The sequence below is a fragment of the Nocardia canadensis genome, assembly GCF_032656385.1.
Lineage (GTDB): Bacteria > Actinomycetota > Actinomycetes > Mycobacteriales > Mycobacteriaceae > Nocardia > Nocardia canadensis.
Genome location: NZ_JAVCWB010000010.1, coordinates 1135564 through 1150060, shown reverse-complemented (window position 1 = coordinate 1150060; position 14497 = coordinate 1135564). Strand labels below are relative to the sequence as shown.

The following is a 14497-nucleotide window of genomic DNA, read 5'->3' as shown; positions in this document are numbered from 1 at the left end:
ATCGAGCCGATTCGAACAGCGTTGAGCTGGTCCGATCGGCGCGATTCGCCTACGCCGGGTAGCGGTCGTACCAGTCGTCGGTGGGCTGGCCGTGGGCGTCGCGGGGTGGGGTGAGGCCGAATTCGGTGCAATAGTCGGTGGCGAGGCGGTCCAGGGCGGCGCGGGCGTCGACGGTGTCGGACCAGCGGCGGGGGAGAGCGGTGCGACCGTAGCGGGCGCCGAGGAGGCTGCCCGTGATCGAGCCGGTGGCGTCGCTGTCACCGGAGTGGTTGACCGACAACAGGAGTCCGGTGCGGACGATCTCGTGCGCGGCGCCGCCCCGGAATTCCGCGGCCAGCACGGCGAACACGGCGATGGCCAGGGCCTCGGGGCCGATCCAGCCCTGGCCGAGGGATTCGACCTCCTCAGGGGTTGGTCCGCGGCCGGAGCGCGCGGTCGCCGCGGCCGAGGCGACCGCGGCATCGAGAGCGGCCGAGGTTTCCTCGTGATCGGGGTAGGTCGCCAGTTCGGCTCGGGCGCGGGCGAGCGCCGTCGTGGTGTCGTTTCCCCGGGCGAGCTGATAGATCAGCGCCGACAGGGTGCCCGCGGGCAGCCAGCCGCTGGGATGGCCGTGGGTCAGTGCGGCCGCGTCGCAACCCAATTCGAAGATCGCCCCGGTCGCCGTGCCGGAACGGTCGGCGGCGTAGCCGAATCCACACGGCGCCGCGCGCATCACCGCGCCGCTGCCCTTGGACCGATTGATCGGCTGCTGGCGGGTGCCCAGCGGGGCGGTGGGTGCGCGGCGCGCCGCCGCCTGGCGCAGGGCCGTGTACACCGAATTCGCCACGCCCCGTTGCTCGATCAGTTCGGGGTAGCCGGTCAATGAACTGTGCAGCGTGAAGGGCTGGTCGGGCAGTTCGACGACCTGACCCCGTAGCCAGACCAGCATGCCCTGCTGCAACAGACCCATGGTCGCTCCGCCGATGCCCTTGGCCCGCGCCCGCACCGAACCGCGGATCAGCGCCTCCACCGTGAACGCGGTCAGCTGCGTCTCCTCCGAGATCCGCAGCGGGTCGGTGTCGGTGAGACCCGCCTGCCCGTACTGAGCCCGGATCTGGCGCAGGGTCCTGGTCTCGATCGGTGCGCCGAGCGCGTCACCGATCGCGCCCCCGAGCAGGCAGCCGTGCACCGCGTTCAGCCAGACCGATCCCGCGCCGGCGACGGCGTCGTTGCCGCGGAGCGAGTGCTCGCGCCGAGGTGCGGCCGGGCCGTCGTCTCGCGGCCCGGTGGCGCGCTGACCCGGATCAGGGGAGCCGCCGTGCCGGTTCGGATGCCGGGTGTCGATGCGTGGCCCGCCGGGCGCCGCGCCGCGTGCGGTCGGGTCGAGCCGGCGCGACAGATCCGGTTCCGCGGCCGGCCGTGGCTGCGGGGAATCGGCGCGTGCCGCACTCGTGGTGCTCGTCGCCGGCCCGGCGCCGCTGCCGCGAAAGTCGGTGCCGGGCCGGGCTTCCGGCGTGCCGTTCGTGGTCGGCAGCCCGCCGGTGCGGGGCGCGGCCGCGCCGGTGAGTGGGTGGGCTCCGCTCGCCGGGGTCTGTGCGCGGCGGCGGATGGCTTCGGCGAAGGCGGCCGCGAACTCGGTGCAGGTGGCGAACCGCCGGGCGGGTTCCTTGGCCATGGCCTTGGCGAGGACGGCGTCGACCGCGGCGGGCAGCGGCGCCGACCGGCGGGTGCTGGCGCGCGGGGGAACGGCGGTGAGATGACCGAGCATGACGGTCGCCGGATTGGGCGCGTCGTACGGGCCGGTGCCGGTGAGCAGCCGGAAGATCGTGCAGGCCAGGGAGTACTGGTCGCCACGGCCGTCCAGTGGCGCGCTGCTGAGTTGTTCGGGCGAGGCGTAGGCGATGGTGGCGGTGAACTGGCCGGTGCGGGTGAGACCGCCGGTGTCGTCGAGGAGTTTCGCGATGCCGAAGTCGGTGAGCAGCACGCGTTCGTCGAAGCCGGCGCCGACGCCCGCGGTCCTCGAGAGCAGGATGTTGGCCGGTTTCACGTCGCGGTGCAGCACGCCCTGGCGGTGCGCGTAGTCCAGCGCGCTCGCGGTCTGGGTGACCACCTGCGCGATCCGCTCGATCCCGAACTGCGGCACCGGGACCGCCGCCGCGTCGACCCCGTCGACGAACTGCATGGCGATCCACAGCTGTTCCTCGTCGACGCCACGGTCGTAGACGGTGATGATGTTCGGATGATCCAGCTGCGCGACCAGGTCCGCTTCCCGTTCGAACCGGGTGCGGATCTCGAAGTCGGTGAACAGGTCACGGTGCATGAGCTTGAGCGCGGTCAGCCGCGGCAGCCGCCGATCACGGGCCGCGTACACCGCGCCCATCCCACCGCGCCCCAGCTCCCGCTCGATGACGAACCCGGCGAACACCTCCCCGCGCCGCAACATCGCCTCACCCCGTTCACCGAACCCGATCGCTTCGCAGCCTAGCGAAACTCGCGGTACTACACGGCGGGAGCGTGGGTGTCGGCCCAATGGGTGAGGTCGCCACGATCGAGGGCGGTCGCCAGCAGATCGGGGAATTTGTCCGGGGTGCAGGCGAAGGCGGGGATGCCGAGCGCGGCCAGCGCGGCGGCGTTGTCGTGGTCGTAGGCGGGCGCGCCCTCGTCCGAGAGCGCGAGCAGGACCACCACCTGGACGCCGGCCTCCTTCATCGCGTTGCATCGGCGCAGCATCTCCTCGCGCACGCCGCCCTCGTAGAGATCGGAGATGAGCACGAACAGGCTGTCGGTGGGCCGGGTGATCAGCGACTGCGAGTAGGCGATGGCGCGGTTGATGTCGGTGCCGCCGCCGAGCTGGGTGCCGAACAGCACGTCGACCGGGTCGCTGAGCTGGTCGGTGAGGTCGACGACCTCGGTGTCGAACACCACCAGCGAGGTCTTCAGCGACCGCATCGACGCCAGCACCGCGCCGAAGACCGACGCGTAGACGACACTGGCCGCCATCGAGCCGGATTGATCGATCGCCAGCACCACGTCGCGCTGGATCGACTGCGCCTTGCGCCCGTAGCCGACGAGCCGTTCCGGCACGACCGTGCGATGCTCGGGCAGGTAGTTGGCGAGGTTCTTGCGGATGGTGCGGTCGAAGTCGATGTCGCGCAGTTTCGGGCGGTGGGTGCGGGCCGAGCGATTGATCGCGCCGGTGACCGCGGCGACGGTCTTGGCCGCGATGCGCTGCTCGATCTCGCGCACCACCTTCTCGACCACCATCCGGGCGGTGGCCTTCGTGGTCTCCGGCATCACCCGGTTCAAGCCGAGCAGCGTCCCCACCAGGTGCACATCGGGTTCCACCGATTCCAGCAGTTCGGGTTCGAGCAGCAGCTGGGTGAGGTTGAGCCGCTGCACGGCATCGCGCTGCATCACCTCGACCACGGTCGCGGGGAAGTAGGTGCGGATGTCGCCGAGCCAGCGCGCCACCCGGGGCGCCGAACCGCCGAGTCCGCCGGACCGCTTCGTCGATCCGCCGGCCTCGCCGGTGTTGTAGAGGGCGCCGAGGGCCTGGTCCATCGCCTGGTCGGGGCCCGAGGACAGGCCGCCGAGCTGTTCCTGCGCGGCCTGCCCGAGAACGAGCCGCCAACGGCGCGAATGGTTGTCGTCGATATCGGTCATGCGGGCTGCTCCTGGTGATCGAGCGGGCGGTGCTGTGGCAGCGGGCTTGCCGCCCGCGCTCCGGGCCGGGTCATCCGGCGGCGCCGAGGATCGCGGTGGCGGCGCGCAGGGCGAGCTGCCCGCGCACCGGGTCGATCGGCGTCGCGCCGGTGGCAGCGGCCGGGGTGGTGCCGGTGTCGCGCAGCGCCTGGCCGATGGCGCGGCGCTCGCCGGATTCGAAGGAGCCGAAGGTGCGGCGCAGCAGGGGAAGGGTGGCGACGAACTGGTCCTCGCTGAGTTCGCGGAGCCACTCGTCGATGCGGCGCAACAACTCCCGGTCGTGGACCAGGAGCAGGCCGCGCCCGCCGAGGAAGCCGTCGATCCAGGCGGCCTTGGCGGCGGGGGTGTTGCCGACCGACAGCGCGGCGGCCAGGCGACGGGCCGAGTCGGCGTCGTCGATGCGTTCGGCGTCGCACAGCAGGCGCACCGCGCGGCCGCTGATCGCGCCGTGCACATCGTCGCGATCGGCGATGCGCTGCAGCGTGGCCAGCCATTCGCTGGTGGTGTGGTCGTCGTCGCGGGTGCTGATCGCGGTGTGCGCGGCATCGATCTGGGCGCGCAGCGCCTCGGCCGCGTCGGTGTCGAGACCGGTGACGGCGCCGGGCAGGCCGGCGCAGATCCGCACCAGCAGCCCGTCGGCCACGTGGGCCAGCGCCTTGGTGTCGGTGCCACGGACATCGCCGTAGCGCAGCGTCCTGGTCAGCCCGGGGAGCGCGCCCAGCAGATGAGTGACGTCGTGGTCGAGCGCCGCGGCCGCTTCCAGCCGGGTGATCAGGCCGTCGGTGGCCCCGCCCAGATCGGCCAGCAGCGCCATCTCCAGCGCGTCGGCGAGATCGGCGACGGAGACGCCGTCCCGGCTCGCGGTGTCGAGGATCTTGGCTTCGGCGGCGGTGCGCAGCGTGGTGCCCCAGACCGCGGCCTCGACGATGCGGACCTCGAATTCCGGTTCCCAGCGCAGGGTCCAGGTCTCCCGGAAGGTGCCGGTGTTGCGGACCTCGCCGACCGTCGGGGTGCCCCAGTCGACGCCGAGCAGCCGCAGCCGGTGCAGCAGCTGCGAGCGCTCGACATCACGCTCCTTGCGCAGGTCCAGATCGACCGTGCGGGCCAGGGCTTCCTGCTTGAGCCGCAGGGTCTTGCTGCGTGCCCGCAGATCCGCCGCCAGCGGCACGGTCGGGGTGTCCGCGGGGACGCCGCCGAGCGTCTCACCGACCACGAGTTCGTCGATCACCAGCCGCAGCATGGTCTCGTCGCCACCGCACATCACCGCGCGCACGGCCTCGGTGACCTCGGACAATCCGGCCAGCGGCCGCCCGCGCAGCGCGGCCAGGGTGTCGGCCAGCCGCACCGCTTCGATGATGTGCGCGCTCGACACCGGCAGATCGTGCGCCCGCAAGACCCCGGCGACCTTGGTCAGCCAGCGCGCCACCGGGCGCTCGGTCTCGGTGAACAGGTGGTGATACCAGCCCGGCGAGGTGACCCCGGCCCCGTACCCCGAGCCCGCCGCCAGCCGCGAATGCGTCCACGGCACCCAGGTCAGCGCGGTCTTGATCTTCGGCAATCCCTTGAGCAGCCGCGCGTCCGGCGCGGCCGGTCCGAGCGTCCCGGTCAGTGCGGGCGCGTGCCAGGCGCCGCACACCACGGCCAGCCGCTTCGCCCCGTCCTTGAGCGTCTGCCGCATCACCTGCCGCATGTACGCCTCGCGTCGCAGGGTGTGCTGGTCCACGACCAGCGGTGCGAGCGCGGGGTTCTCGGGATCGGCAGTCAGCGGAGAGCCCGATTCGGGTACGGCGAGGAGGTCCGGAGACGGCGAATCATCGCTGGGGAGCTCATCGCGGTGGGGAAGTGCCGTCTCGGTAGGGAGCGCGGCGAAGTCTGGTTCCGGTGTCGCCCGGTCGGGGTGCCCGGTCGGCGCGTGATGGATCGCGTCCTCGCGCAGGGCGGCCATCGCCTCGGCGATGGCGTCGAAAGCGGCACTGTCGGGGACGGATTCGACGACGGCGTCCCACCAGCGCTCGGCGTCGTCATAGCCCGCGGCCGAGGCGAGGGCGGCCAGCGGATCGGTGCGGTCGCCGCGTGACTCGTCGTCGGCGGCCAGAGTGATCGCGGCGGGCAGATCGCAGAAGCGCACCGGCACGGCGTGGTCGACGCCGTAGCGCATGGCCTGCCACTCCGGGGAAAACACCGCGAACGGCCAGAAGGCGGCTCGGGCAGGGGTATCCGGGACATACGCCAGCAGGGCGACCGGCGGATTCATGGTGTCGGCGGCGACGAAGCCGACCAGGGGGTCGGCGTCGGCGGGACCCTCGATGAGGATGGCGTCGGGGCGGAACTCCTCGAGCGCCTGCCGCAGCGATCGGGCCGAACCCGGCCCGTGGTGGCGGATGCCGAACACGCGCGTCACCGCGGCGTCACCCGGCTCGGCCCTGCGGCCCGCCTGGTTCTCGTGCGCGGTCGATTCCGCGGTGACCTCGTTCTCGGTCTGATTCATCGAAAACCCCATGTGTGCGGTCTGTTCCGTCCTCCCCGTCGGCCCCGGCGTCAGTGCGAGATCTCGCGGCAGGCACGGTAGAAGTCGGCCCAGTCCGGGCGCTCGCGCACCACGGCCTCGAGGTATTCGGTCCAGATCACCGAGTCGGCGACCGGGTCCTTGATCACCGAACCGAGCACGGCGCCAGCGATATCGGACGCGCGCAGCACGCCGTCACCGAAGTGCGCCGACAGAGCCAGGCCGTTGGTGATCACCGAGATGGCCTCGGCCGTGGACAGCGTGCCCGAGGGCGACTTGAGCTTGGTGCGGCCGTCGGCGGTGATCCCGGAGCGCAGTTCGCGGAACACCCGCACCACCCGGCGGACCTCCTCGGCCGCGGCGGGCACGGTCGGCAATTCCAGTGCGGCGCCGAGCTGTTCGACGCGCCTGCTGACGATGGCGACCTCGGAATCCTCGTCGGCGGGCAGTGGCAGCACCACGGTGTTGAAACGGCGGCGCAGCGCCGAGGACAGATCGTTCACGCCGCGATCGCGATCGTTGGCGGTGGCGATCACGTTGAAACCCTTGGCCGCCTGCACTTCCGCGCCCAGCTCGGGCACCGGCAGGGTCTTCTCGGACAGGATGGTGATCAGCGCGTCCTGCACATCCGACGGGATGCGGGTCAGCTCCTCGATGCGAGCGATGGCTCCGGTCCGCATGGCCGTCATCACCGGCGAGGCCACCAGTGCGGCATCGCTCGGGCCCTCGGCCAGCAGCCGGGCGTAGTTCCAGCCGTAGCGGATCGCCTCCTCGGCGGTGCCCGAGGTGCCCTGCACCAGCAGCGTCGACTCCCCGCTGATGGCGGCCGAGAGATGTTCCGACACCCAGGTCTTCGCGGTGCCGGGCACGCCGAGCAGCAGCAGCGCGCGATCGGTGGCCAGGGTCGCGACGGCCACTTCCATCAGCCGCCGCGGCCCGACGTACTTCGGGGTGATGACCGTGCCGTCGGCGAGCGTGCCACCGAGCACATAGGTGACCACCGCCCACGGCGAGAGCCGCCAGGACGGCGGCCGGGGCCGGTCGTCGACGCGGCCCAGCGCGGCCAGCTCGTCGGCGAAGGCCTGTTCGGCGTGTGGACGCAACAGGGTGGTTGCCGGTTCGGTGGTGGTCATCGCAGCTCCTCGAGCATGGTCGCGCGGTCGGTGAGGTCGTGGGCGAGGCGGTGGAAGGCCTGTTGCCAGGCGGGGTCGTCGGTGCTGTCGGCGAGCGCGGTGACGCGCGCGGCCAGGTCGACGGGCAGATGGACGCCCGCCGCGGTGATCAGGGCCCGGTCGGCGTACACGCCGGCGTTCGCGTGGGCCTGCCGGGAGGTCGTGCGGGCGCGTGTACCGAGCAGTCGCACCACGTGCTCGGCGACCGGTCGCGGCCACGGGTGGTCGAGGCCGGGCAGGATCGCGTGCAGTTCGGTGAGCTGGTGCGCGTCGAGGTCGAGCACGTGCTCGATCCGGTCTGCGGCATCGAGCAGAGTGAACAGCTCGCGGCGGCGCAGGACGGCCTGCTCGGTCGGGGTCGCGTGCGCGAACAGCGCACGGGCCCAGGAGGTGTCGCGCTGGGTGAGAGCGGCGTCGACCCAGCCGTCGACGATCGCCTTGGCGTAGCGCGGCGGCAGGGTCAGGGTCAGGGCGGCGGTCGCGGTGGCCGATCCGGTGGCGCCGACGAGCTGATCCCACGCGGTCAGCGGGGTCGCCGCGATCGCCTGGTGCAGCGTCTTGAGCGTCGAGTCCGGGGTGTCCCAGCGCAGGGTGGCCTGGTCGGTGCCGTCGGTGATGCCGTCGCGCCTGGCCTGCGCGTCGACCGCGGCGGGCACGGCGACCTCGACCGTGCCGTCGGCGCCGACGCGCAGCCACGACGACACCAGCGCCGCCATCCGCCGCCCCAGCGCCGAACCGGGCAGTCGGGCCAGCAGGCCCGCCGCGGTGCGCCGCACATCGCCGCGGCGATCGTCGAGGGCCCGCTCGAGCAGGGGTTCGTCGTCGAGGCTCAGCCCGTCGACGAGCAGCGCGAGCAGCTCGGCCTTGATCGGACCCGATTCCTTGGCCCAGGCGGTACTCAACACCTCGAGCGCGGCGGCGGGATCGGTACGACGCAGCCGCGCCAGCCAGTCCTTGCGCTCACCCGGTGCGCCGAACAACCAGACATCCGCCGCGCCAGGTGATCCGCCGGCATTCTCGGGTACGGAGGGATCGGCGACCCGGTCCACCGGGAACGAATCGAGCAGACCCGACCACGCCGGGTTCCGCGCCGCCAGCCACCGGCCGCGCCGCCCGGCCAGCCGCAGCAGCGGCCCGCGCAGCTGGACGTCGGCGGCCGCGGTGAGCGCGGGCACGCACAGCACATCCGGCAGCCGGAAGTCGAACGGTGCCGCGGCGGCGAACCATTCGGGCAGGAACGCCGACTTCTCGGTCAGCAGGCGGCCGAGTCGGTCGGCGGCCTGGCGGGGCAGCAGCGGGCGCGGGTCGTCCGGCGCAGGCTCTGGCTTCGGCGCGGTACCCGGCATCCGGCCGCCGCGCAGGTAGAGATCTTGCAGGGCGGCCGCGTCGAGCAGGCGGACCGCCGGTTCGCCCGCGCGCTGCGGTACCGCCGCCGTGACGGCGGCGTCGAGCCGGACCCCGTCGGCGCTGCGCCGCGCGGTGCCGAGCAGCGCGACCGAGACCAGTTCGGCCAGTTCGGGAGTCGGCGCCGAGTGAGTGGGGAACTCGGTCTCCAGATCGGTGACCTCACCCGCGCTCAACACCGAGATCGGATCGAATCCGTCGGCGCGCCACTCGCCGGTGACCGTCACCGGATGACCACCGGCGACCGCGAACAGCCGCCACGGCCGCACCCCGGCGGGCAGCGGCAGGGCCGCGCCGTCGGCGTCGACGAGTTGCCACCCGTGCTCGTCGAGCACCGGCACCACATCGGCCAGCAGGGCGGGCCACGCGCGCAGCCACGGATCGGCGCCCAGCGCCGAGGCGTAGGCGTCGAGCGCGTCGGCGATGCTGACACCGCCGATCGCGGGCACGGTGGTGAACGGCTCGGGGACGCCGTGGCGGGCGCCCCATTGCACACGCAGCGGCGCGGCACCGGGGTAGAAGTGCAGATCGGCATCGACCGCGTGGCCCGGCGCGGGCACCTCGCCGGTGAAATTCGGTGTGCCGAAGGAATGTTCGATCAGGACGGCCCAGCGTCCACTGCTCCGGCCGCGCAACCAGGTGCGCCGGGTGTGCAGCCGCTCCTCCTCGCTGGCCCGCATGCCGAGCACCAGCCAGCGATCACGCACCGCGGGCTCGGCGAGCACCGTCTCGGCCTGCGTCGGATAGCCGACGTGGGTGCGGATACCGGCCTGCAACGGCTCGGGAACGGCGTCGATGGTGCGGTGGGCCAGCACCAGCAGATGCAGCCGGGCGTATTCACGCAGCAGCAGCTCGGGCCAGTGCTCGGTGGTCAGCACGGCGCCGGGCAGCCGGCGCAGGGTCGCCGCGACGCCGGGCGCCTGGGCGTCGACCATGCGGGCCGCGATCGACTCGTAGGCGGCGAACGAGCGGTCGGTCTGGGCCAGGCCCGTCCGGATCTGGTCGGTGAGCCACACCTCCAGCTCGGTCAGTCCCGCCGATACCCTGGCCCGGCGTTGCTCGACGGTAGCCTGCGACGGCGTGGACGTGGCCTTGGTCTTGGGCGGGGCCGCCGCCTTGGCCGCCCGGCCCGCGAGCCATTCCGCCGCGAAATCGGCGGGCGACTCCTGGGCCGCCACCGCGCCGCCGGACCAGCTCAGCAGCAGCGACAGCGCGTGCTTGCACGGAAACTTGCGGCTCGGGCAGGAGCACTTGTACGCGGGCCCGGCCAGGTCGACGATCGTCTGATACGGCTTGGCGCCGCTGCCCTGGCACAGCCCCCACACCGCGCTCCCCGCGGCTCCGGTCTCGCGCCAGCGACCGGCCAGCTTGCGTGCGGCAGCCAGTGAGCTCGCGTCCGGCGCGAGTGCACGGACCTGGTCCTCGGTCCACGGCGCCTGTCGGTCGGTCATCGCCTTCCCCCGTTCTCTGTCGCCGAAATATGTACCGCAGGGGACCGACAACTGCCGTTCACGTCGGCGAATCTCCTGGAAAACACTGCCGCGGTGGCAGATTCACGCCGTTGGACTTGCTGTCTGGCGCAAAGTCTGGCATTCTGACCTGTTCGGCTCGCCCGAACCGCCCACGTCGCTCACCGCAGCGTAGCGCGGGTGTGAACACCTCATCGAGCTGCCCGCCGGGGTGGGCGAGGGGTGGACATCGAGGGGCCCGCCGTGGCGCCACGATGGCCATTCCACTCCCGCGGGCAGATTCGCTGGGGCACTGCGCATCCCCTGGGCGAACGCTCCGCGATCAGGTAGCGTTTGCCGAGGAGGATCTCGTGGGCCGGGCAGATCGGCCGCCGCGGTGCGTGCGGCCGCGAAGGGGGAAGTCGCAGAAGTGTGCTCGGATCGCATCGCCGAGGTGGTCGCGCGTGAGCTCGCCGCCGACCCCGCCGTGGAGGGGCGGGTCGCCGAGTGCGTGCTGGCAGCCCTCGTCGAGGCCGACGGTGATCGAGCCGCACCGGATTCCGGGGATACCGGGGTCTTCCTGCGCTCGATCACCGTGCACGGCTTCCGCGGCATCGGGCCGACGGCCACGCTCCGCCTGAACCCCGGGCCCGGGCTGACCCTGGTCGTCGGGCGCAACGGCAGCGGCAAGTCCAGCTTCGCCGAGGCCGCGGAGTTCGCGCTGACCGGCGGCAACCGGCGCTGGGACGGCCGCTCGACCGCGTGGCGCGAAGGCTGGCGCAACCTGCACGAACCCGACCTGGCCCGGATCGAGGTCGACCTGCTCACCGCGGGCGAGAACGCCGAGCTCACGGTCGCCACGCACTGGGCGCCCGGCGGCGAACTCGGCGAGGCGCAGTGGACCGAGCGCCGCGGCACGGAGCGCACCGTCGCGATCGACCCGCGCAGCAGGCGCGGCCGGCTCGACCTGTACCGCCCGTTCCTGTCCTACAGCGAACTCGGCGCCCTGGTCGACGGCAAACCGAGCGACCTGTTCGACGCGCTGCACCGCCTGCTCGGTCTCGACGAACTGGCTGCCGCCGCCGAGCACATCCGCCTGCGCAAGCTGGAACTCGAACGCGCCGTGAAGGATTCGCGGCAGTCCCGCACCGACCTGCTCGCCGAACTCGCCGACGCCGACGACGATCGCGCCCGCCATGTCGCCGACCTGCTGCGCGTGCCCGAGCCCGATCTCGACGCGGTGGCCGCCGCGGTCGCCGGGTCGGTGCTCGGCCCGGACGGTCCCGAGGGACTCCGGGCGATCCTGCGCCTGTCCCTGCCCGATCCGGCCCGGGTCGCCGCGGTCGTGGATCGCCTGGCCGAGGCCTCGGCCGCGCTGTCGCGCCACGCCACCACCGACGCCGAAGCCGATCTGCGCGTCCTCGAATTGCTCACCCGCGCCCGCGAACACGTCACCGCAGGCGGCACCTGCCCCTGCCCGGTCTGCGGCCGCGGCGACCTCGACATCGCCTGGCTCGCCGCCGCCGATGCCGAAATAGGCCAGCGCGAAACCCAACTCGCCGCCCTGCGCACGGCCCGCGCGGAGTTCGAGACGGCGACGGCCGCCGCCCGCTCGCTCACCTCGCGCCTTCCCACCGAACTCGGCACCGCGCCTCCGGTCGGCGATACACCGAGCAGCAATGCCGCACCTGGTGACAGCGCCGCGCTGAGCGGCAAGACCGCGCCGGGTGCTGGTGTCACGTTGGGTGGCAAGGCCTCGACGGGCGGCGGAGCGGCGCTGGGTGATGGTGCCGCGCTGGACGGCAAGGCCGCGTCCGGCGACGGGCAGGTGGCCGGTGACGAGGTGCCGCTCAGGCGGCGGGTGTCGGCGGTGCGCGCGCTCTGGTCGGTGTGGGCCGAGCTCGGCGAGTCCGACCACGATGACGGGTTCCCGGAGCGGCTGCGTGACACCTATGCCGCGTTGGCCACCGAACTCACTGCCCTGCAACGCGATACCCGTGCCGAACTCGAGCGCCTCGACGCCGTGTGGTCCCCGCTCGTCCCGCGCATCCTCGCCTGGCTCGACCCCGCCCGCGCGGTCTCCGCCGACGCGGCCGAACTGCGGGTGGTGAAGAAGGCGGCGGACTGGCTCAAATCGGCGACCGCGACCATCCGTGGCGAACGGATGCGCCCGCTGGAGAGCACCGCGCGCTGGGTGTGGAGCACGCTGCGGCAGCAGAGCAATGTGGAGCTCGGCGCGATCCGGTTGCAGGGCAGCGCGGGCACCGCGCGGCGGGTCCTGCTGGATGTGACCGTCGACGAGGTGGACGGTGCCGCGCTCGGCGTGATGAGCCAGGGCGAGCTGCACGCGCTCGGGCTGTCGCTGTTCCTGCCGCGAGCCACCATGTCGCACAGCCCGTTCCGCTTCGTGATGATCGACGACCCGGTGCAGGCGATGGACCCGGCGAAGGTCGACGGCCTGGCCAGGGTGCTGGCCGAGGTGGCCACCACGCGCCAAGTGGTGGTGTTCACCCACGACGAGCGCCTCGCCGAAGCGGTGCGCCGGATGCAGCTCGACGCCACCGTGCTCGAGGTGCAGCGCCGGGAACGTTCCGTGGTCGAGGTGCGGGTGACCGGTGACCCGGTGCGCCGCTATCTCGACGACGCCCGCTCGCTGCTGCGCACCCCGCAGCTGCCGCCCGCCATCGCCGACGAGCTCGTCGCCACCTGCTGCCGCTCCGCGATCGAGGCGGCGGGGCTGGCCAAGGCCCGCCAGGAACTGCTCGCCGCCGGCCTCGAGCACGGCGAAGTGGAACGGCGGGTGCGCAACGCGCACACCACTCGCGCCATGATCACCCTGGCGATCATGGGTCCCGGGGCCCGGGTCGACGATCTCAACAAGCATCTGAGCGCGGTCGGCGGCCGCTGGCTGGTCGGTGTCCTGCGCGACGCCACCGCAGGCGCGCACGTGCCGATCGACCGTCCGATGCGGGAATTGATCAGCGACACCGAACGATTCATCTCCTGGCTGCGCGCTCACGAGCCCGCCGCGGTGCGCACGTGAGCGGGGGCGGGCCGCTCGGCGACCCCGGTGGCGCGTCGATGGTGTGCCGGTGAATCGCCGGGGCAGGCCGCGGCGCGCGAAGTACACCCCGCGCCCGTCGGTGGCCGAACGGCTGGAGGCCGCCGAGAACCTGCTGTCCGGCGACGTCTCCGACGCCGGTGGGGTGTGGTCGCGGGCGGTCGCGTGGATTCTGCGCCTCGCCCTCGAGCAGGCCGTCGACGAACTGTGGGCCCAGATCGCCCCCGAGCTCATGCGCTGTCCGATGCGGGCTCAGTTGCTGGCCCTGCGGGTGTACGCGGGCCCGGAGACGGCAGGGCAGGTCGGGGCGCTGTGGGCGGCGCTGTCCCGGGCCGCCCACCACCTCGACTACGAGATGGCTCCCAGTGTGACCGACCTGCGGCGCTGGCGTGATCAGACCGGCGACCTCGCGCGGACCCTGGAACTGGTCCCGCTCGCGCACCAGCCGTTCGGCTGATCCCGCGTGGCCGCCACCGGTCGCGACCCGGCAGGATGACCGGCATGGGTGAAGCGAAACCGTGTCCGTGCCGCCGCGGCGAATCGTTCGACGACTGCTGCGGGCCGATCCTGGCGGGCATCCGGCCCGCGCCTACCGCCGAGACTCTGATGCGCTCGCGCTACACCGCCTACGTCGTCGGCGACGTCGACTATCTGCTGCGTTCCTGGCATCCGAACACCCGGCCCGCCGAGCTCGAACTCGACCCCGCACAGCGGTGGCTGTTCCTGGAGATCGTCGGCACGCAGCGCGGTGGCCCGTTCGACGACAACGGCACCGTCGAGTTCATCGCCCACTACAGGGTGGACGGCGCACGCGACACGATGCACGAGAACAGCACCTTCGTCCGCGTCGACGGCGCGTGGGTCTACCTCGACGGCACGTTCCACGCCTGAAACACCGCTGGGGAATACTGGCCCCGTGCCCAGGATCGCGATCGAGTACTGCACCCAATGCCGCTGGCTGCTGCGCGCGAGCTGGATGGCTCAGGAACTGCTGACCACCTTCGCCACCGAACTCGGCGAGGTCGCGCTGGTCCCCGGGCAGGGCGGCATCTTCCGGATCACCCTCGACGGCGAGCAGTTGTGGGAACGCAAGGCCGACGGCGGCTTCCCCGACATCGCCGTCCTCAAGCAGCGGGTCCGCGACCGCATCGCCCCCGACCGCGACCTGGGCCACTCCGACCGCCGCGACTGAGTCACGCGGCGTACCAGCGATGTTCAGTGCGCC

At 72.6% G+C, this 14497-nt stretch carries 9 protein-coding genes; 4 read left to right on the top strand and 5 right to left on the bottom strand.

Translation table 11 applies throughout. The annotated features are described in order from the left end of the window. Positions 1–49 precede the first annotated feature (49 nt). The 5 genes from Q7X29_RS28565 to Q7X29_RS28545 form a co-directional block, all read right to left on the bottom strand. Positions 50–2422: an ADP-ribosylglycohydrolase family protein gene (locus Q7X29_RS28565; RefSeq protein ID WP_316575914.1), complete on the bottom strand. Its 2373-nt coding sequence runs from the start codon at positions 2420–2422 to the stop codon at positions 50–52. A gap of 56 nt (positions 2423–2478) precedes the next feature. Continuing rightward, a complete protein-coding gene (locus Q7X29_RS28560) occupies positions 2479–3642 on the bottom strand; it encodes a VWA domain-containing protein (protein WP_316575913.1) in 1164 nt (387 codons plus the stop codon). A 70-nt stretch (positions 3643–3712) separates the two neighbouring features. Beyond that, positions 3713–6169, bottom strand: a complete 2457-nt coding sequence (locus tag Q7X29_RS28555; RefSeq protein WP_316575912.1) for a DUF5682 family protein — start codon at positions 6167–6169, stop codon at positions 3713–3715. A gap of 50 nt (positions 6170–6219) precedes the next feature. Next, complete coding sequence (locus tag Q7X29_RS28550; protein ID WP_218718597.1) at positions 6220–7320, bottom strand: ATP-binding protein; 1101 nt, start codon at positions 7318–7320, stop codon at positions 6220–6222. Next, the gene (locus Q7X29_RS28545; protein WP_316575911.1) at positions 7317–10214 is read right to left on the bottom strand and encodes an SWIM zinc finger family protein; all 2898 of its coding nucleotides are present in this window, start codon (positions 10212–10214) and stop codon (positions 7317–7319) included. Before Q7X29_RS28545 ends, Q7X29_RS28550 begins: the two co-directional genes overlap by 4 nt. Positions 10215–10641: 427 nt before the next feature. Here Q7X29_RS28545 and Q7X29_RS28540 point away from each other — a divergent pair, with 427 nt between their 5' ends. Genes Q7X29_RS28540 through Q7X29_RS28525 form a run of 4 tightly spaced genes read left to right on the top strand, consistent with a single transcriptional unit; the run spans position 10642 to position 14464 of the window. Beyond that, entirely contained in the window at positions 10642–13254 is a 2613-nt protein-coding gene (locus tag Q7X29_RS28540) for an AAA family ATPase (RefSeq protein ID WP_316575910.1), read from the top strand. Positions 13255–13303: 49 nt separating this feature from the next. Continuing rightward, positions 13304–13729: a hypothetical protein gene (locus Q7X29_RS28535; protein WP_218718600.1), complete on the top strand. Its 426-nt coding sequence runs from the start codon at positions 13304–13306 to the stop codon at positions 13727–13729. A 35-nt stretch (positions 13730–13764) separates the two neighbouring features. Beyond that, positions 13765–14163, top strand: a complete 399-nt coding sequence (locus Q7X29_RS28530; RefSeq protein WP_218718601.1) for a YchJ family protein — start codon at positions 13765–13767, stop codon at positions 14161–14163. Positions 14164–14188: 25 nt separating this feature from the next. Continuing rightward, positions 14189–14464 (top strand): SelT/SelW/SelH family protein, encoded by a 276-nt coding sequence (locus tag Q7X29_RS28525; protein ID WP_218718602.1) that lies wholly within the window; start codon positions 14189–14191, stop codon positions 14462–14464. Positions 14465–14497 lie beyond the last annotated feature (33 nt).